Here is a 19,348-nt window from a genome sequence, read left to right as displayed (position 1 = left end):
ACCCTACTGCACATTTCAAAATTTCTTGTAATATGCAGTAGTATCCTTATTTACCAACACAATCCGAGGCTCTGCATCTTCTCAATCATAATCAAAAGTTGATCTTTAACCCTTCATGTCTCAAAATTTCAAATTTATTTTTTAGAATCTGGGTTCAAATTGAAGTATATCATTATTGTAGGAATGTGTTCTCATATGAAAATACCGAAATTCGCACAGTATGTAGCTTTCATTATTTTCTTATATATATTTGGGGAGCATATGAAAAAAGATTGTTATCGTACATTGCGCGTCGACCGGTTTTAATTACGTAGATGACATCAGAAGCTGAGGCTATGAGTACGTAATGGGCATGAATTGCACTCATGCAGAGATCAGCCTCCCTATAAGTTAAAAGAAATCAAGTAAAATCATACCTTTTAACTTCGCAGTTTCTGATACCAAAGCATGAGAATTCCTCATTGTTCATGTCTCTGAAATAGGACTCAACAATTCTGACTATTCCATTATGTGCCACGAGAATGCACTCTTTATCGCTCTTTTTTACATCATCGATGAGGTTGTAGATTCTCTGGGCCATCTGGAGCATGGATTCCCCTGTTCCAAAGCGGCTTGCCATGTCTTTTTTGGCTTCGTGGAATTCTTTGCCATCGCGTGGGGTGGATTCCCAGATTCCATAGTTTTGTTCTATAAGCCGCTGCTCAACTTCCATAGGGATACCTGTTATTTCTGAGATATGCCTCGCAGTTTCCTTTGCCCTGATAAGAGGCGATGTAAGTATAACATCCGCCTTAATTCCCATTTCCAGTATTTTATGTCCTGTCTCTATGGCCTGCTGATGGCCTCTTTCAGTGAGTTCTATGTCAGTTGCTCCGCAAATTTTGTTTTCTACATTCCACACGGTCTCACCGTGTCTTACAAAGTAAAAATGATCCATTCTTTTTCCCTTTTATGTTCTTATCTCTCGAAGAGCTCTATTAGTGCTCTTTTCCAACTTTTTCCGTAAGGGTGCTCTCGCATCGACAGATTCCCTTTTATGGCACCTATAAGAACTGTCGTTGGATGCGTAAATTCGTCAAATCCCCATTTGCCATGATATGCTCCCATGCCGGAGTGACCTACACCATTAAACGGAACGCCCTTGACCATCATGTGAAGACATACTTCGTTAATACATCCACCGCCAAACTGCATCCTCTGCATAACTTTTTTTGCCCAGTCCACATTGCGCGTAAAGATATAGAGTGTAAGTCCATGCTCTCTCTCGGAAATTGTATTTAACACATCCCTGATTGCACTGTCTTTATATTTCACTATAGGAAGAATCGGGCAAAAAAGCTCTTTTTGAACTAATTCTTCATCAATATCTACCGGATATATAACAGTAGGTTCGTATTTAAAAGAGCTCTCATCACCTTTTCCGCCATATACCACTCTCTCCCTATAGTCATCTACTATACCTGCGCACTTGTCATAGGCAGTTTTCCCAATGAGGTGCGGATATTCAGGATTATTTAATGGATCGTCACCAATTTGCTTGGAAAAAGCTTTTTTCAGCTCATGGACAAATTCATCACTGACTTCTTCAGCAACGGCAATCTGGTTTATATTTGTGCATATCTGTCCGGAATTTAACAGCTTAAAAAATGCGATTTTTCTTGCAGCATCTTTTAAATCCGCATCTTTCCTGATTATGCACCAATTCCCGGTTTCTCCTCCGAGTTCAAGAGCTGTTGAAGTCAGATTTTTTGCAGCTTCTGAGAGCACATGAACTCCAACTTTCGGGGATCCTGTGTAAAAGATCTTGTCGAAACGCTGTGCCAGACACATATCCGCAACATTATGACCGCCATCCAGTACTGTTACATACTTTTCCGGAAAGATCTCAGCAATCATCTTTTTTAAAAGAGCTGTGCTTGAAGTTGACTTGGAACTGGCCTTAATAACTGCAGTATTCCCTCCAGCTATACTTGCAATCAAAACGCCAATTGACAGCATAAACGGAAAATTAAAGGGGCTGATTATAAGCGATACTCCGTAAGGCATCTTATAAACTTTTGTTATCACGCTTGGGAAACAGTGAATTCCACTGAAATGAGTCTCCGGCTTTGCCCATTTCCTAATGCCTCGTATTGTCTCATTAATTTCGAGAACAAGGCTTCCAACATCACAAAAATAGGCCTCGAGAGGAGTACGTCCAAGGTCATTATAAAGGGCATCTTCTATATCAGTTCTATGTTCCAATACCAATTTTTTCAACCTTTGAAGCTGCCTTATACGGAAATCTATGTCCAAGGTCTTTCCTGATTTAAAGAAATCTCGCTGTTTTTCTACTATTTTCTTAACATCAGATTCTGTATACATAACCTGCCCTCCTTATGAGCTAGCCCATTAACAAAATTGTATCACGCAGTATATTAAAAAAACTCAGCGAGTGATAATATTATTATATCAATCAATAATAATCGTGAAAACGGAGGGGATTATGGGGAGAAATCATGAGGTTACAACTGTTCATCCACTTCTGGGGCCTGACGGTGAGCTGATAGAACCTGGCTGGTCAAGATCTCTTTTGCAAAAATATGACAGAGGAATGATAAAAGCTCCCAAGTGGCGCATTAAAGAGTGGGATTATTATCTGGTTTTATCTGATTCTTTTGCCGGTGCCTTCACAATTTCTGATGATGGCTACATTGGCCTGCAATCCGTTTCGCTTCTTGAATTTGGAGACACTCCCTGGGAGCACACGGAAACTGTACTCAATGCCTTTCCCATGGGAAAGCTCGCTCTCCCTTCATCTTCCGAATCCGGTGTAACCCTTTATGAAGATGAAAGGCTTCAGATGAAATTTGAAGCCAATGATGGTAAAAGACATATCACATGCCATTTTGAGAACTTTTTTGAAGGAAAAACTTTTGCCTGTGACATTACCCTTGCGCAGCCGCCAATGGATTCCATGGTAATTGCCACGCCTTGGGATAAAAAGCACGCATTTTACTATAATCAAAAGATAAACTGCATGCGTGCGTCAGGCTTTATGGAATTTAATGGGAAAAAATATGAATTCAACCCTTCCACGGATTTTGGCACCCTTGACTGGGGTCGAGGCGTTTGGACCTATGACAATACATGGCACTGGGGATCAGGCAATGCTGATATAGATGGTAACTCCTTTGGTTTTAACATAGGTTACGGCTTTGGAAACACCAAAGCCGCAACTGAAAATATTATTTTTTACAATGGAAAAGCCCACAAACTAGACGATATCACGTTCCATATACCTGAAAGCAGCTATATGGAGCCTTGGAAATTCACATCATCAGACGGCCGATTTGAAATGGATTTTGTCCCTGTCCTGGACAGGGCTGCCTGCCTTGATTACAAGATCATAGTTTCAGACCAGCACCAGGTTTTTGGCAAAATGAGTGGAACTGCCATTCTTGATGATGGCACTAAGATCAATGTAAAAAATATCATGTGTTTTGCTGAAAAAGTGCATAACAAGTACTAATATCTGTTATAATGCCTGCAAAAACGAACCACTAACTCCGTCCCTCCGGGCCATTTTATGCAGCTCCCTCTCCTTCTTCCTGCTCCTCTGGCTCAACAAACTGTACTTCTGACCGCTTAATTGTATCTGGGTAGATTTTCAAAAAGTCATTTTTCATTGAAACTGGTACGTAGCCCTGTTCTCTGTATTCGGCAGATTTCTCAGTCCAATCCTGCTTGCCCCACTCACGTACATCATCATCAGCTACGACCATGTAAGCCTGAGATGGATACGGGTTTCTCTTATCAAGAACATAATTCATCATACTTGTATCACTGCCACTGTTTCCAAAGGCAAGAACCGGGCGAACTCCAATCTCTCTTTCTATATAGATTACTTTGTTGGAGTTTAGATTTTTCTGGATAAATCCGCCTGTAAATACCAGGTCATCGCCATCAGCGTACTTGTAATCCATATTTGACGGAACGTCCTCATTTCCTCTTTGCTTAACCTCAAATTCAGTACCAATTACATGCGCCGGTGAAACATACTCACTTATTGGTGAATTGGCAATAATGGCACGTGAAGTTGTTCGCTCTGTTCCGCTTACAACATAAATAGTAAAGTCGTTGTCGTAGAGATATTTTACTACTTCAACCATTGGAAGGTAGAAGCCATCGATGTATCTCATATTTTGGAAGCTATCCGTATTCTTCTGTCCAAACTCAACAGCATAATCGTATAATTCCTGAATAGTCATACCTGCATACGCTTTAGCGAAGTTTCTCGCAAGCTCTTCACCTGCTGTATATCCGGGTCTGATCTCTGCAGCGGCTGCTTTTAGCTCATCTGACACCTTTTCAGGATGATCTGTCAGACAGTAATTGATAAACATCATGGTGTCATAATATGTATAGAATGTTTCACAAGTCAGAGTTCCATCCATGTCAAAAACAGCGATTCTATCCTCTACAGGAATGAAATGCTCTTTATCTTTTTCATTGGTAACCATCGCTACATAACTTCTAAGGCTCTCTGCTGCTTCCGAATTCTCAGACCAATACTGGTTAAGCGCCTTGCCTTTTTGGCTGCCACATCCGGTTATTCCTGCACAAACAAATATCATTACCATTACCAACAGCATGGATAATACCTTTAGTCTGCTTCTCTTTTTCATAATTATTCTCCTTTATCATGAAGTGATAATAACATTATAGCAATCATTTCAAAACGTGGAAATGATAATTGCAAGCTATGCTATTTTATACGAATGAAAAAGAAAAAAAAAGTGTTGCAGCTTATTTTGCTTCAACACTTTCTTAAGTAATCATAAATTATTATTTTATTACTTGATCACAGGCTCGATTCTTTTTGCTACAACCACAGCAAGTGCCATCTTGATAAGATCAGGAATAATGAATGGGAATACGCACCAGCCAAGTACTGTAAGAAGTCCAACTTCGCCGCTGCTCTTAATATACACGTGCATGAACCATGCTGTTCCAAACGCATAGCATACTGCAAGTCCAAGAACAAGTGCTACAATTTTCATAACAATATTTTTCTTAAAGAATTTCTCAAATAATATGTAGATAAGACCTACAAATAAAAATCCAATGATGTATCCGCCTGTACTTCCCAGAAGAATTCCGATTCCTCCGCTAAAGCCAGCAAATACAGGTACTCCGACAGCTCCAAGCAGCACATATACTAAAGTTGCTATTGTTCCCCTCTCGCCTCCAAGTAAAAGAAGCACAAAAAATACAGCAAATGTCTGAAGTGTAAATGGAACTGCTGTAGGAATGCTTATCCAGGAGCATATAGCTATCAGTGCTGCGCTGATTGCTATGTATACCATATCCAATACTTTTGAATTTTCTCGTGTTTTAACTACTTCTGCATTACTCATGATGTCTTAGTCCTCCAACTATAATAAAAATTCGCGAATACACGATTCAAAACGCTTATATGAAGGTACCACATCAAAAATAGATTGTCAACCAATTATATCATTTAGGTTGACAATCCAATATTTTCTCAATTACTTTTGCTATGAGCGCGTTTTTTGTAATTGTTGCCTTCCCGGCCTCAAATAAACTGGAAGCTCGCTCTTTTACATCCTCGGGGAATCCGCTTATATCAGAATCAAAGTTGATTCCTATTCCGGCAACTATCCATTGGAGAGTATTACTGTCAAATTCACTGCCAGACTCCAGCAAAATGCCGCATATTTTTTTACCCTCAACGTAAAGGTCATTGATTCCTCCGATATAGGCTTCTATACCCGAAAGTTCCCTAATGGCATCTATTACAGCCTTACCGGTAAAAGAAGTAACTTCCTTACTATCTGTACTAAACAAAAGCTCAGGTTTTAAAACAATGCTCATATACAGCCCGCCTTCAGGAGAAAAGAATGAATGGTCCTTTCTGCCTCTGCCGCCGGTCTGTGTCGCAGCTACTATGACTGTGCCGTGTGGTGCTCCTGCCATAGCAAGCTCTTTTGCCTTATCACTGGTAGATTTAAGGCTATCATATACAAATATGTCAGCCTTATTAAAATCATCCGGTAACTCAGCCTTTATCCCTTCGACAGATATAATGTCATTATTATCTGCCAGTCTGTAACCCTTGTTGCTGACCGCTTCAATATTGTATCCCTTCTCTCGAAGATCCTTTATGGCTTTCCACACTGCATTTCTAGAAACACTGCACTGCTTTGCCATCTCTTCTCCGGATGTATAGTTATCTTTATTAGATTCAAGTATAAATAAAACTCGCTCAGATGTACTCATATTTGATCTCAATCTTAATCGCTCTTATAGAAGTCAAAACACTACAGTGGCCAAATTATCGTGTAATGCTAAATTCATATGCAGTGTTGTATGTAGCAACATAAAGCGTGTCATCAACGATCTGGAACTGATCAGCTGCAGAATTGACAGGTATCGAATCGTATTTTTCTCCCGTAAATCTGTCTAAAAGATAAATATAGTCAGGCTCAGCTGTAAAACCGTAGCCACAGATTATTGTATCTCCAACCACTCTAAAGTTCCCTGCATTGGCAACAAGCGGCTCACTTCTGAATAAAAGCTCGTTTGTGTTAACATCGATAGCTACGATATAACTGGACCATGGCTCTTCTGAGGCGTATCCCCAGTGTCCAAGCTCAGCATAAAGAATGTTATCAACTACTGTAGCATATCTGATGAACTGATTCTGGGCTGATACTCTCTCTTCCTCATAATCCGGGCCATCACACAGTTCTGAAAGGTCAAAATTGTAATACATCTTTTCCATACTGGTATCATAAATCTGAAGTCCCTGGAATGTATTACCATAAGATACTTCATTTACCCCTGAGTAAAAATAATTCTCATCCTCATGAGTAAGTCCTTCCTGCATAAAACCGTGTTTTTCTGCCCATACGGAAGTATCAAGGAAATCTGTTTTTTCCTCTTTAGTCTTAGTAAGTTTAATATGGTCAGTACCCGCAACCACACCTTCAGCCTTGTAGCTCTTCCATGTAGGATTTGCTATTATAACGCTATCAGGGATTGGTTCACTTTCCTTTGGTTCAACCTTAATAGGTTCTGCCTCAGTCCTTGTCACGATCTTTGTCATATCCTGTGCTTCACTCATCTGGAAAGCAGGCTGTATGAGGTTCGGATAATCTTTTACAGATAGAACAATATCAAGATCACCGGTAGCATAAGAAGCTATCTCATATGGTGAAAAGTGAATCCTAAGCCCCTCCGCATTTATGCTCCAGGTATAGGTATCATCTTTTAGTTTCTGTACAAACTGATCAGGGTCTTCGTCCTCGCCCTGATAATAAAAACTATCCACTTCTTCCATGATTCCCGGATAAGCCTTTTCAAGTTCTGTTCTTATAGCTTCTGAAAGAACAGAACTATCATTAAGCACCTGATCGAGCCTTAGCATCTGGCCTGTTACCGGATCTATATTGATGGAGCCGGTTGCATGATTAGGATGCGCCCCGCCTGAAAAGCTTTCATATTGCTCTTCCATTGAAAAAAGCCGATCATCAATCCTTGCTATATTCACTTTATTCTCATCATAGTAAACAGCATCTTCATAAAAAGTATCTTCCAGAACCCAGGAAGCATATTCAGCAATCCTCTCAGGTATTTCATAGCTGATATTGTCATTGTAGCTTGCAACATATTCAGCAAGCTTGGGATACTTTTCTTTATACTCGTCAGATAAAACAATCTCTGTATAGCTTCCGGTACATAATTCTCTTTCTTCATTACTTGATGTAACAGCATGATTAACGAGTGTGATTGGATAGCCGGTATTTACACTAATCTCAGATGAATTGTCTGATTTTTCGCTACTGGCGATAGGCTCGGAAGTGACAGCACCTCCATCCTCATTCGAACTATTTCCTACGCTTGTACATGCGCTAAGACACATTGAAGCAAGCATAACAATAGCAACTGCTTTTTTATTTTTCATAACATATCTCCCCTTTTAACCAGTAATAATGGTTATCTATTTATTCCTGTAATATCATTTATGATTTCACCGGCGATGATGAGTCCTACTACAGAAGGTACAAATGCTGTGGACCCCGGAATCGCCCTGCGTTTGGAATCTCTTCCTGTTGTTTCCTGAGAAACGGTGTTGTTATCATTTTCACTTTTTGACATATCTGCCTGTGGCTGTATTGGCTTTTCCTTTGAATAAACAACCTTCAGATCTCTGATTCCTCTTTTTTTACACTCATGTCGCATTACCTTGGCAAGCGGGCATATGGAGGTCTCATATATATCAGCAACTTCAAACATCGCAGGATTTATCTTATTTCCTGCTCCCATTGAAGATATAACCGGGATGTTTGCCTCTTTTGCCATTTCTATGATAGTAAGCTTTCCGGTAACAGTATCAATTGCATCCACAACATAATCATAATCGCTAAAATTGAACTGGTCCTTTGTCTCAGGTAAAAAGAATGTTTTATAGGTCCTGACTCTGCAATCAGGATTTATATCGTGAATTCTTTCCTCTGCCACATCAACCTTGTATTTTCCAATGGTCTTTGTTGTTGCGATTATCTGCCTGTTGAGATTCGAAGCACAAACCTCATCATTATCAATGAGGTCAAGTGCACCTACTCCGCTTCTGGCAAGAGCCTCAACTACATAACCGCCCACTCCGCCTATTCCGAAAACAGCAACTCGTGCAGAAGCAAGTTTTTCCATGGCTTCCGCGCCATATAATAACTGAGTCCTTGAAAACTGATCTAACATTAAAGTACAACCTTCCTAAAGCTCTGTTTACCTTCAAAACTTATAATATCGTCAAATTCTATCTTACAGTTCGATCTCAAGAGCAATTGGAGTATGATCCTGCCTTGCCCCGGAATCCAACATATCTGACCTTGTGACCTTATCTTTTATCCTGTCGCTGACAAGGAAATAGTCAATTCTCCAGCCTGAATTATTAATCTTACTTGTCTTGATGCGCTGAGCCCACCAAGAGTAAACATTTGGAATATCTCCGTGCACATGCCTGAATGTATCAACAAATCCGGCATTTAAAAGATTAGTAAAACCAGCTCTTTCTTCATCTGTAAAACCTGCTGACATATGATTGCTGTCTGGATTTGCAAGGTCAATCTCCTCGTGGGCCACGTTATAATCTCCACAGGAAATAACCGGCTTAACCTCATCGAGAGATTTCAGGTATTTTGTGTACTGAACATCCCACTCCTGACGCTCTTTTAGTCTTTTTAACCCATCCCCTGCGTTAGGAGTATATACCAGGTTAAAAAAGAACTTGTCATGCTCTAAGGTGATCATTCTTCCCTCACTATCCATTGTGTCAGGGGCACCTATTTCAGGAAAGCTTGCTACTACCTTGATATCTTTTTTGTAAAGTGCCATAGTTCCTGCATATCCCTTTCTTGCAGGCTCTCTGGAACTAACATATACATAGTCATAATCAGAAAAATATGCTTTCAAAGCCTCTTCCTGTTTGGAATTCATGCCTGCTTCAGGAAGCTTTGTCTCCTGAATGGCAATAATATCGGCATTTTCCTTGGTTATTGTATCCAAAACCTGTCTGCTTAAGTCTGAACGAGGACTTGTGCCTGTAAGAGCAGCATTAATTGAATCTATGTTCCAGGAAATAAATTTCATAAATTGTCTCCTTTTCTTATTAAAATGTCATGTTTAATTATACATGAAATCAGACCCATTGTCTCAGCCAGTCCGGCGGCCATGCCAAACTCACAGTTCTCCGAAAATCCTCTCTGGCATTGATTTTGATCTGTACTGCATCTCACTGACCTTATAAACTGTAACAAAGGCCTGCGGATCTACCTTATCAATAAAAGCCATCAGTTTCTGGAATTCGTTTTTATCAACGATAGTAATGATTTCATCATGCTCCTGCATGCGATAAGCACCGATTGCTTTATAGATACTAGCTCCACTGTGAAGTTCGTTCAGGATAAACTCTCGAATATCCTTCTCAAATGGCGAAACAATACATACTCTTCTCTTAAGCTTCTGGTCAAAAATGAAATGATCAAGGATCACTCCGTTGAAATATGTTCCCAAGATACTAAGAAGCAGGGTCTTGGAATCATAAACAAGTATTGAAGATGCTGCAACACACAGCCCTGCAGCTGACATTGCCTTTCCAAGGTCAATCCTTAAGTATTTGTTCAGGATTTTGGCGACAATATCCAGCCCTCCTGAGGAAGCGTTTCTGTTAAAAAGAATCGCAATCCCGATACTCACAAAAAATATATAGCACAAAACATCAAGAGTTGCGTCTCCTGTAAAAGACTCAAAGTCAGGAAAAGCCCTTTCAAATACGCCAATCACCACAGGAAGCAATATTGATGTATATACTGTTTTATACCCAAACTCTGGGCCACAGGTTATAAAACCTATTATCAAAAGAAATACATTCAATATCATCGTTATCATTGAAACCGGCAGTGGAACAAAGTTAGTTAAAACAATGGATAATCCGGCTATACTGCTCACTGTTGCATGACTTGGCATAAGGAAAAAGAAAACAGCCGCTCCGATGATTATTGTGGCCATTGTCAAAATAAATATTTCTTTTATAAGTGCAAACCTTTTCATTTAGATAATTCCAACCTTTTTCTACAAAAATTTTCAGCATATAGAATTATATACTTAAAACCTTATATTTCAAACAATAAAAAGGGGCTGTCGCTTTAGATTTAATCATCTAAAGCGACAGCCCCGTTCGTGCTACTAACTGTTTAATATTATCCCTCAATCGCTATCAGATTTTTTTCTGGTAGAGTCTTTTCCATAGCCTTCTTAGGTACTGTCAGAGTAAGAACACCATGTCTGTAAGTTGCCTCAATATCTTCTTTCTGTACATTTTCGCCAATGTAGAAGCTTCTGGTCATTGATCCTGCGTATCTTTCCTGACGAATGAGCTTACCCTTTTTATCATTATCATCGTGATCCATGCCCTTAGACGCACTAATCGTCAGATAACCCTTGTCAAGCTCTACTGTTATTTCTTCTTTTTTGAAGCCCGGAAGATCAATAGAAACTTCATAATTGTCATCTTTTTCTCTGATGTCTGTCTTCATCATCCTTGAAGCTTTTCTGCCGTAGAGCTTACGCTCAAGACCACGCTCCATATTGTCGAATTCCTTCATATACGGGAATCCAAACAGATCATCCATAAAGTTCTCTTCAAAAATACTAGGTGCTAACATAATAATTACCTCCTTTGCACATAAACAATTGATTATTTGTAAATGAGCATTGGGACGGAGGGGTTGGATCATTGGAATCTTAAAGTCCTAACGGTCTTCTCTGTTCCTTTGTTCTATAGATACTATAACACCACTATTAGCACTCGTCAACAGAGAGTGCTAATTTGGATAAAAAGATATTGCATAAAACATTACAAATTTAATCTATCAGACAAATAACCTGTTTTATCTGCCTTAATTTACTGGTTTAAGATTTACCTTCATCGCAATCTGCCTTGGAGTCTCCATCTCATCAAATTTGATAAGATAGCTCTCTTCATCCAAGTTTATATCAAGAATTGTTCCCATTCCTAGTATGGCATGCCTGACTCTTTGTCCTTTTTCAAGAAGATTGAGCTTTGAAGCACCTTTTAAATGCCTGGAGTCATTGTCTATAAACTTGCGAACAGCTGTCATCATGTTCTCATCAGGCTTTTGAGTAAATTCAAGCAAATCTCTGTCTATGTCCATGATAAATCTCGAAGGATAACGAGGAATACCTTCAAATGTATTGCCTCCGGCTTCCGATATAAACAGTCTCTTTTTAGCTCTAGTCATGGCAACGAAAGCAAGGCGCCTTTCCTCTTCCATACCCTCAAGTGTGTGGACCTTTCTCGATGGGAATATTCCCTCGTTCATGCCACACAAAAAGACATACGGAAATTCAAGGCCTTTAGCTGCATGTACAGTCATAAGCCTTACCTTGTCCTGCTCACCCGCATAAGAATCAGCATTGGTAAAAAGAGCTATATGCTTCAGGTAATCCTCAAGTCCTACCTCTTCACCGCAGGTTGTCTCATATTCAAAAACTGACTGTTTAAGCTCAGCGAGATTATCAAGCCTCTCCTGAGCTCCTTCTGTTCTTAGCATAGCTTCATATCCACTGTCATTTAAGATCTTTGCAAGGACTTCAGACACCGGAAGTCCTTCATAGCTCTCAGAAAAATGCTCTATAAGTTCTATAAACTGTCCCGCTTTTGTCCCCTTAAACAATTCATTTTCAAGATTTTCATTCAGAGCCATGTACAATGAGCATCTATTATCAGCTGCGTATTGCTCTAAAAAGCTCATGCGTCTTTTTCCAAGATTCCTTTTGGGGACATTTGCAATACGGCGAAAAGAAATATCGTCTCTGTAAACCAGCATTCTCAGATAACATAATGCATCCTTGATTTCTGCTCTTCCAAAAAACTGAACGCCAGAATATATTGAATAAGGAATCTTTTCCTTCATGAGCCCCTCTTCCACAGTTCTGGTTACATAGTGAGCTCTGTAAAGAATAGTGATATCGCTATATTTAACCCCATATCCCTTAAGAGCAAGTATTTCGCCGGTTATCCAATCTGCTTCATCAGAAGTATTAGGTGCCAGGTGGCACAAAACACTTTCTCCATCTGCAATTGTTGGAACGAGGTCTTTTTTTATCCTGAACCTGTTCTTATCGATCAGCGAATTAACAGCAGACAATATCTGAGGTGTTGACCTGTAGTTGTCATTCATCATAATGGTCTTAACATCATGGAAATTCTTGTCAAAATCAAGAAGATACTTAACATTAGCCCCTCTCCAGGTATAGATTGTCTGGTCAGGATCCCCTACAATAAAAAGATTTTTATGATATCCGGCTAAAACCTCCATGAGCTCATACTGCAGACTATCTATATCCTGAAACTCATCAATCATGATATATTCAAGTCTTTTTTGCCACTTAAGCTTTATATCCGGGTTCTCTTTAAAAATATAAAGAGAAAACTTTATAAGATCGTTATAATCAAGGCCGAAGCACTTTTTCTCCTGATAAAGATACCCGTAAAACAGGATGTCTTTTACCTCTGTTGCCTTGTCATATTTGTCCTTAAGCGTCTCAAGAGGCATCGTGAGCATATCAAGGTAATATTCCGGCTCTTCAAATAGCTTTCTTATCTCAAACATGTCCCTTGCAGAACTAAAGGTCATATCACGAAGTGACAGCCCTCTCTCTTCATATATTATCTTAAGAATGTCATCGATATCTGAATTATCCAGAACAAGGAAATTCTTGGGATATTGAACAGCATGCGAATCCTCCTGAAGGATTGAAACGCAAAAACCATGGAAAGTATTGATATATCCAGTATCATTGTCCCCTGTAAGGGCATGGATCCTCTGTCTCATTTCATTGGCAGATTTATTCGTAAAAGTCACGCAGAGAATATGCCCCGGCATAATACCAAGACCATTAACAAGGTACGCAAAACGGGTAGAAAGAGCTTTTGTCTTGCCACTACCTGCGCCTGCTATAACACGTATATACCCTTCTGTAGTTGTTACAGCCTCTTTCTGGGCTTCATTGAGATTATCTAAAAGTTCCAACATTACATGCTCCCACTTACTTTTACAAACAAATTCGAACAAATTCGACGTATACTACACTGAGTTCATTATAAGAACAGCTGTTCGATTTTGCAACAGATTTTTTTATCAGCTAAGCACCTTGCAAGACTCCAATTTGTATGTTGTAATTATCAATGATTTCATTACAAAAGGAGATTGAATCTTGAGTAAAAACATTCTCATTATAAATACAGGCGGAACCTTATCTTCAGTCATGAAAGAAAATGGTTTGGCACCGGGACTTACTACTATAGATATGCAGAAAGAGCTTCACATGGTTTCAGGGGATACAACCCTTGAGATTGAGGATTTCTGCTCTTTAGACAGTGCAAACATCTTCCCTGAGGATTGGGCAAAACTTGCCAGACGAATAAGTGAAGTTAGAAATGACCATGACGGAATTGTTGTAATTCATGGCACTGATACCATGGCTTACACTTCTTCCATGCTCTCATTCATGCTGAGAAATATCAATATTCCTGTTGTTGTAACCGGATCACAGCTTTCTATTACCAATCCTGTCGCCGATGCAATGGAAAACTGCAGATGCGCCATCCACATGGCTGCAAGCGGTATTCCCGGTGTGTTTGTTGCCTTTAACAGAAAGGTAATGCTTGGCTGCAGAGCATCGAAAGTCAGATCACTTAGTTTTGATGCCTTTGAAAGTATCAATTACCCTAATGTGGCAACTATCAGTTCACTTGGTATGAGCATCGATGAAAAAGCTGTTCCTGTAAGAAACGGGGTTTTCCATTTATCAGATTCCTACTCTACAAAGGTATGTATGCTAAAAATGTTCCCTGGAATGCACAGAAGCCTTTTGGAATCTCTGGCTGAACAGGGCTATAAAGGCATCTATATCGAAGCCTACGGAATCGGTGGTCTTCCTTTTGTAAACCACGATTTTATCAGTACTATAGAGAAGTTGATCAATAATGGAATAACAGTTGTTATTGGAACTCAATGTCCTTATGAAGGCTCAAAGATGGACGTTTATGAGACGGGTAAAAGATCTCTTGAAATAGGTGCCCTTCAGGCTCACGACATGACAAGCGAAGCCGCATTAACAAAACTCATGTGGATTCTTGGAATGACAGAAAATCCTTCAGAAATCAGAGACTATTACTCAATCAATATTGCAGGTGAGATCAATAAATAAAAAAGACCCAGGTAACGGAGTTAGTGATTTATTTCCGTTACCTGGGTTTAATTAATGCAAAAACTTCATTCCTTTATCATGTGATTTCGGAATTATCTTTTCTACTTTTTCTATATCTTCAGCTTCAGATTCTTTAAATTGTTTTACTATGTCTTTTTTACACTCAGGGCAAAGCTTTCCCGTGCATACAGGCTTACCACAAATATCGCAGACAGCGCCAAGATTTACCGCATTAGATGAAACCAGCCGCCCTTCTCGCACCCACTTGATCAAAGTGTTTATTGGAACTCCTGTAGCTAAAAAAACTTCTTTTCCTTCCGCACCAGGGTACTGATCTAAGAATTTCTTAACAAGCTGAAACTGTGCCTCGTCTGTTCGACGACATTCCGGGCACAAAATATACCCATAGCCGGGATATTGAAAAACCCTATGACATGTCGAGCAGTTTTTTAACTCCATATTATTTCTTTCTGCATAATAAATATGCATTATTATCGCTTTCACGATAATTATATCATTAGAGTCACAATAGAAAAAGCCTGTACATCACTGTTTTGCATTATTATACCATTCTGTGCGCTGGCTCCATTGAAATCGTTCTGTCAGCAATACACATTGTAGATGGTCTATGTGATACTATGAGCACCGCTTTGTTCTTGGCATACTCTTTTAGCGCCTTCAATATAATGGCTTCATTAAGACTATCAAGGCTACTTGTAGGTTCATCGAGAAGCATAAATGGGGCATCATGTAAAAATGCTCGCGCAAGCCCGATCCTCTGCCTCTCACCTCCCGAAAGAGTGCTACCCAATTCGCCAACTTCTGTATCATATCCTTTCGGCAAAGTCATAATAAAATCATGGATAGATGCCCTCTTGCAAGCCTCCACCACTTCTTCATCAGTAGCATCCAGCTTCCCAATACGGATATTTCCTGCAATGGTATCCTTGAAAATCTGTGTTTCCTGAGTCATATAACTCTCAATATCTCGAAGGTTGACTGTATTTATATTTTCTACATTCTTACCTGAAACACTGATCTGCCCCTCTTTTGTCATCCAGAACCTCATAAAGAGCTTAAGTAATGTAGATTTCCCACATCCACTGGGGCCAACTATTCCAACAATTTCATTATTATTTATGTCCATTGAAATATCATCGAGTACAATCTCATCTTCGTATGAGAACGAAACTTTATCAGCTTTAGCCCCGTCAAAAGAAATGTCTTCATACCCAAAGATATATTCTGTTTCAGGTTGTTCATCAATTATTGCTAAAACTCTTGCACCTGAAGCGATTGTGCTTTGAATAGTTGTTCCCAATGCCGAAAGTGCTGTTACCGGCCCAAAAGATGACATAAGAGCGATCATCGGAATCAAGAATCCATCAAAACCTATCTCTCCTGAGAAGTAAAGGTAATAACAGACACATAACATAACAATATCAGATAGCCAGATTAAAGTATTGGCAAGCGCTATATTTGTTCCTGTAAGTTTGTTCAACACACTCTGCTTAAAAGACAAGGCATTTGTCTTATTCGAAATTTCTTTTAACCTGCTCTCCCCATGATGATATTGCTGTATCTCATCAATTCCTCGGATACTTTCAAGCATGTGCGCCGACAGCTCTCCTGATTCAGCACGCAGCTCATCTCCTAATGTTCCACTTCTTTTTGAGATTAACAGGGGCAAAACCACTCCGACAATTATAAATGCAGCCAAAGCTACTAATCCGAGCATGGGATGGAAACTTCCTATGAAAAGACACATGATCATCTCAGTTATTATCGCAATACATATTGGAGAAATGGTGTGAGCGTAGAAAACCTCAAGCAGTTCGACATCTGAAGTGATAAGCGAGATCAGATCTCCCTTATCTCTGCCCTCAAGCTTTGCCGGACATAGTCTTCTAAGAGCTTTAAAAACTTTGTCCCTTATGATTGCAAGAAGTGTAAAGGCTATATAATGATTAGTCCTTTGCTCTGAAAATCTGAAAACAGACCGTAACAGTGCAAACAAAACAAGAAGTAACACAATTGTCCCAAATTTCATTCCTGTATCGTACCCAAGCCCCGTTAAAACAGCATATCCGCCTAGGATCGGGATAAACTGTGCTGTCAAAAAACCAAAAGTTCCCAGACAAACAGCCAGCACCATGAACCCTGAAAGAGGCTTTACTAGTACGAGCATTCTTAAAAGCACTTTGATTTTGCTTGTTTTATTCATGACTGGCCTCCTTTTCAAATTCCTCCAGCTCTTTTTGCGTATTCCAAAGCTGCCTGTATTCCGGGCACGTATCAAGAAGCTGTTCATGCTTCCCTTCGCCCTTTTTTATTCCACTTTCCAAACAGAATATCCTGTCTGCAGATACAACATTGGCTAGACGATGTGTGATCATAATGATAGTTTTTGTCTTTGACAGTTTCTTTATCTCATTTAGTATATCTTCTTCACTTTCAACATCTATATTACTTGTTGCCTCATCAAAGATATACACCCTTGAATCATGCAAAAGAGCCCTCGCAAGAGCAAGTCTTTGCCTTTGTCCGCCGGAAAGATTTCCTGCATTCTCAGTAAGAATAGTATCAAGTCCTTTCTCACCCCTGAAAAAGTCGGCCAGATTACAATCTTCAAGTACGGACCAAAGCTCATTTTCTGTTGCTTTTCCTTTCGCAATGAGAAGGTTTTCTTTTACTGTTCCCTTGAAAAACACACTTCCCAGCCCTACATATGTAATGTTCCTCAATAAATCTTCTTCATTGATATCATTTACGTTTATTCCACCGATATTAACTTCACCATCTATTACAGTATTTCTACCCATGATCAATGAAGCAATTGTGGATTTTCCGCTTCCGCTTTCGCCAACAATTCCGGTAAATTCCCCCATTTTAATGCACATTGAAACATCATGTAAAACTTCTCTATCCGAATCGTATGAAAAGTTCACCTTATCCAGGGAGATTTCGCTTAACTGCTGTGGAAAATCTTTTATTTTAGTATCAGGCTCTTTTTCTGCCAAAAAACGGAATATCTTATCACTTGCCGCCATTCCATTCATTGCCACATGAAAGTAGCTTCCAAGCCGTCTCATTGGTAAAAAGAAGTCAGCTGAAAGTAAGATCATAAAAACTACTGAGGCAAGTCCTATTTTTCCATCCAAAAATGTTTTTCCTGCCATAGCTATTCCAAGTGCTGCACCTCCATAGGCAAAAAAGTCCATGATTATAATTGAATTAAGCTGCATTGTCAGGACTTTCATTGTTACCAGCCTGAAGTTCTCAGACTCTGCATTCATCTGATCGTTTTTATATCCATCTGCCTGATAAGTCTTAAGAGTCGTCATTCCCTGCAGATTTTCAAGAAATGTACTTCCCAGCTTTGTATACTGATCCCAATACTTTGAAAGAAGCTTTTTAGCTATTTTCTGGACCATCATAATGGCTCCGGGAATAAGTGGCACACAAATAAGAAGAATAGCTGCCACCTTAAAACTCCCTGCTATTCCGAACATAAAGAACAATGTGATAGGCGCTAGGAAAGCATAAAAGAACTGTGGTACGTATTGACCAAAATAACTTTCAAGTTGCTCAACGCCTTCAACAGACTCCTGGACCAATTCAGCAGTGGTAGCATGTTCTCTGTATGTATTCCCCAGCTTCAGGAGCTTTTTATAGATCTGCTCTCTCATAACTCTTTTTACTGTTTTTGAAGCCAAGTAGCTCATCCTCGTAGCACTATAACTTGCCAGCCAACGCAATATAAGAGCTACAAAAAGAATTATCATGCTACTGATCAATATATTAGCCGTAAGCTTTTTCTCATATAATTTTTCTACAAACGCCCCAATAACACCAATCATTACAGCATTAGTAAAAAGTTCAGCCCATTGAAAAATAATATTTCCAATTATATATTTTTTACTTTCCGGGCACATCTTCATCAGTCTTTTATCAAACATTTATATCCCTCTTTTATAAACAACTCCATTCGATGCATTCAGTATATCGCTTTGGCTTTCATTTTTTCAATAAAAAGCCACATTTACATATATACTTAATGTAACATAATACGAGGTTAAATCTGCAATAAAAAAGCAGAAATCAATTAAGACTTCTGCTTCTATAGAGCCGATGAGCGGACTCGAACCGTTAACCTGCTGATTACAAATCAGCTGCTCTGCCAATTGAGCCACATCGGCTTACACACGAATTGTGTTTAGTAGAAAAATGGGACCTACAGGGCTCGAACCTGTGACCCTCTGCTTGTAAGGCAGATGCTCTCCCAGCTGAGCTAAGATCCCGTTCAAAATAAATAAAATATGAAGTTGAGCGACCCGGAGGGGGTTCGAACCCCTGACCTCCGCCGTGACAGGGCGGCGCTCTAACCAGCTGAGCCACCGGGCCATCATTTTATTATTATAACACAAAACACATGCATTGCATGTGTTTTTTTTCTTTGTACCTTCAAAACACGAACACTGATTTCTAAATCCAATTCTCTATACTTACCTTTATGGATAAGCCCTCGACCTATTAGTACACATCAGCT

At 39.5% G+C, this 19,348-nt stretch carries 16 protein-coding genes and 3 tRNA genes; 2 read left to right on the top strand and 17 right to left on the bottom strand.

The window, feature by feature from the left end:
- Positions 1–400: 400 nt before the first annotated feature.
- The gene (locus E7303_RS16465) at positions 401–937 is read right to left on the bottom strand and encodes a histidine phosphatase family protein (protein WP_292146509.1); all 537 of its coding nucleotides are present in this window, start codon (positions 935–937) and stop codon (positions 401–403) included.
- 20 nt (positions 938–957) lie between these two features.
- Positions 958–2,364, bottom strand: coding sequence for an aldehyde dehydrogenase family protein (locus E7303_RS16460; protein ID WP_292146508.1), 1,407 nt, complete (start codon positions 2,362–2,364; stop codon positions 958–960).
- 121 nt (positions 2,365–2,485) lie between these two features.
- On the opposite strand from E7303_RS16460, the gene E7303_RS16455 reads away from it, so the two are divergent.
- Entirely contained in the window at positions 2,486–3,511 is a 1,026-nt protein-coding gene (locus tag E7303_RS16455) for a DUF2804 domain-containing protein (RefSeq protein WP_292146507.1), read from the top strand.
- A 55-nt stretch (positions 3,512–3,566) separates the two neighbouring features.
- Here the strand turns inward: E7303_RS16455 and E7303_RS16450 are convergent, their stop codons facing one another.
- The 9 genes from E7303_RS16450 to E7303_RS16410 all read right to left on the bottom strand — a co-directional run bounded on the left by E7303_RS16450 (position 3,567) and on the right by E7303_RS16410 (position 13,622).
- Positions 3,567–4,667: an HAD family hydrolase gene (locus E7303_RS16450; protein WP_292146506.1), complete on the bottom strand. Its 1,101-nt coding sequence runs from the start codon at positions 4,665–4,667 to the stop codon at positions 3,567–3,569.
- Between the two features lie 168 nt (positions 4,668–4,835).
- Complete coding sequence (locus E7303_RS16445) at positions 4,836–5,399, bottom strand: biotin transporter BioY (RefSeq protein ID WP_074890926.1); 564 nt, start codon at positions 5,397–5,399, stop codon at positions 4,836–4,838.
- 100 nt (positions 5,400–5,499) lie between these two features.
- Positions 5,500–6,282 carry a biotin--[acetyl-CoA-carboxylase] ligase gene (locus tag E7303_RS16440; protein WP_292146504.1) on the bottom strand — a complete coding sequence of 261 codons (783 nt, stop codon included), beginning with the start codon at positions 6,280–6,282 and terminating at the stop codon, positions 5,500–5,502.
- A 55-nt stretch (positions 6,283–6,337) separates the two neighbouring features.
- Entirely contained in the window at positions 6,338–7,969 is a 1,632-nt protein-coding gene (locus tag E7303_RS16435; protein WP_292146503.1) for an RsiV family protein, read from the bottom strand.
- A 32-nt stretch (positions 7,970–8,001) separates the two neighbouring features.
- Positions 8,002–8,763: a tRNA threonylcarbamoyladenosine dehydratase gene (locus E7303_RS16430; RefSeq protein ID WP_292146501.1), complete on the bottom strand. Its 762-nt coding sequence runs from the start codon at positions 8,761–8,763 to the stop codon at positions 8,002–8,004.
- A gap of 63 nt (positions 8,764–8,826) precedes the next feature.
- Positions 8,827–9,654 (bottom strand): exodeoxyribonuclease III, encoded by an 828-nt coding sequence (locus E7303_RS16425; protein WP_292146500.1) that lies wholly within the window; start codon positions 9,652–9,654, stop codon positions 8,827–8,829.
- 90 nt (positions 9,655–9,744) lie between these two features.
- Positions 9,745–10,614: a YitT family protein gene (locus E7303_RS16420; RefSeq protein WP_292146499.1), complete on the bottom strand. Its 870-nt coding sequence runs from the start codon at positions 10,612–10,614 to the stop codon at positions 9,745–9,747.
- A gap of 149 nt (positions 10,615–10,763) precedes the next feature.
- The gene (locus tag E7303_RS16415; RefSeq protein WP_292146498.1) at positions 10,764–11,228 is read right to left on the bottom strand and encodes an Hsp20/alpha crystallin family protein; all 465 of its coding nucleotides are present in this window, start codon (positions 11,226–11,228) and stop codon (positions 10,764–10,766) included.
- Positions 11,229–11,462: 234 nt separating this feature from the next.
- Positions 11,463–13,622, bottom strand: coding sequence for an ATP-dependent helicase (locus tag E7303_RS16410; protein WP_292146496.1), 2,160 nt, complete (start codon positions 13,620–13,622; stop codon positions 11,463–11,465).
- 181 nt (positions 13,623–13,803) lie between these two features.
- Between E7303_RS16410 and E7303_RS16405 the strand changes: the two genes are divergently transcribed.
- Positions 13,804–14,799, top strand: a complete 996-nt coding sequence (locus E7303_RS16405; RefSeq protein ID WP_292146495.1) for an asparaginase — start codon at positions 13,804–13,806, stop codon at positions 14,797–14,799.
- A 51-nt stretch (positions 14,800–14,850) separates the two neighbouring features.
- On the opposite strand, the gene E7303_RS16400 is transcribed toward E7303_RS16405, so the two are convergent.
- The 6 genes from E7303_RS16400 to E7303_RS16375 all read right to left on the bottom strand — a co-directional run bounded on the left by E7303_RS16400 (position 14,851) and on the right by E7303_RS16375 (position 19,203).
- Positions 14,851–15,258, bottom strand: coding sequence for a hypothetical protein (locus E7303_RS16400; RefSeq protein ID WP_292146493.1), 408 nt, complete (start codon positions 15,256–15,258; stop codon positions 14,851–14,853).
- 103 nt (positions 15,259–15,361) lie between these two features.
- On the bottom strand, positions 15,362–17,023 hold the full coding sequence (locus tag E7303_RS16395; protein ID WP_292146492.1) for an amino acid ABC transporter ATP-binding/permease protein: 1,662 nt from the start codon (positions 17,021–17,023) through the stop codon (positions 15,362–15,364).
- Entirely contained in the window at positions 17,016–18,758 is a 1,743-nt protein-coding gene (locus tag E7303_RS16390; protein ID WP_292146491.1) for an ABC transporter ATP-binding protein/permease, read from the bottom strand. Before E7303_RS16390 ends, E7303_RS16395 begins: the two co-directional genes overlap by 8 nt.
- A gap of 167 nt (positions 18,759–18,925) precedes the next feature.
- Positions 18,926–18,998, bottom strand: a tRNA-Thr gene (locus E7303_RS16385).
- Between the two features lie 29 nt (positions 18,999–19,027).
- Positions 19,028–19,100 (bottom strand) — tRNA-Val (locus tag E7303_RS16380).
- Between the two features lie 29 nt (positions 19,101–19,129).
- A tRNA-Asp gene (locus E7303_RS16375) sits at positions 19,130–19,203 on the bottom strand.
- Positions 19,204–19,348: the final 145 nt, after the last annotated feature.

The sequence above is a fragment of the Butyrivibrio sp. genome (assembly GCF_015056685.1).
Taxonomy (GTDB): Bacteria; Bacillota; Clostridia; order Lachnospirales; family Lachnospiraceae; genus Butyrivibrio.
This window is presented reverse-complemented; position numbering and strand designations above follow the sequence as displayed.

Excerpts from the sequence above, each read along its gene's own strand:
- E7303_RS16455 (WP_292146507.1), top strand. The coding sequence starts at position 2,486 with ATGGGGAGAAATCATGAGGTTACAACTGTTCATCCACTTCTGGGGCCT.
- E7303_RS16465 (WP_292146509.1), bottom strand. The coding sequence starts at position 937 with ATGGATCATTTTTACTTTGTAAGACACGGTGAGACCGTGTGGAATGTA.
- E7303_RS16435 (WP_292146503.1), bottom strand. The coding sequence starts at position 7,969 with ATGAAAAATAAAAAAGCAGTTGCTATTGTTATGCTTGCTTCAATGTGT.
- E7303_RS16410 (WP_292146496.1), bottom strand. The coding sequence starts at position 13,622 with ATGTTGGAACTTTTAGATAATCTCAATGAAGCCCAGAAAGAGGCTGTA.
- E7303_RS16425 (WP_292146500.1), bottom strand. The coding sequence starts at position 9,654 with ATGAAATTTATTTCCTGGAACATAGATTCAATTAATGCTGCTCTTACA.
- E7303_RS16450 (WP_292146506.1), bottom strand. The coding sequence starts at position 4,667 with ATGAAAAAGAGAAGCAGACTAAAGGTATTATCCATGCTGTTGGTAATG.
- E7303_RS16430 (WP_292146501.1), bottom strand. The coding sequence starts at position 8,763 with ATGTTAGATCAGTTTTCAAGGACTCAGTTATTATATGGCGCGGAAGCC.
- E7303_RS16400 (WP_292146493.1), bottom strand. The coding sequence starts at position 15,258 with ATGGAGTTAAAAAACTGCTCGACATGTCATAGGGTTTTTCAATATCCC.
- E7303_RS16440 (WP_292146504.1), bottom strand. The coding sequence starts at position 6,282 with ATGAGTACATCTGAGCGAGTTTTATTTATACTTGAATCTAATAAAGAT.
- E7303_RS16460 (WP_292146508.1), bottom strand. The coding sequence starts at position 2,364 with ATGTATACAGAATCTGATGTTAAGAAAATAGTAGAAAAACAGCGAGAT.
- E7303_RS16420 (WP_292146499.1), bottom strand. The coding sequence starts at position 10,614 with ATGAAAAGGTTTGCACTTATAAAAGAAATATTTATTTTGACAATGGCC.
- E7303_RS16390 (WP_292146491.1), bottom strand. The coding sequence starts at position 18,758 with ATGTTTGATAAAAGACTGATGAAGATGTGCCCGGAAAGTAAAAAATAT.
- E7303_RS16415 (WP_292146498.1), bottom strand. The coding sequence starts at position 11,228 with ATGTTAGCACCTAGTATTTTTGAAGAGAACTTTATGGATGATCTGTTT.
- E7303_RS16395 (WP_292146492.1), bottom strand. The coding sequence starts at position 17,023 with ATGAATAAAACAAGCAAAATCAAAGTGCTTTTAAGAATGCTCGTACTA.
- E7303_RS16445 (WP_074890926.1), bottom strand. The coding sequence starts at position 5,399 with ATGAGTAATGCAGAAGTAGTTAAAACACGAGAAAATTCAAAAGTATTG.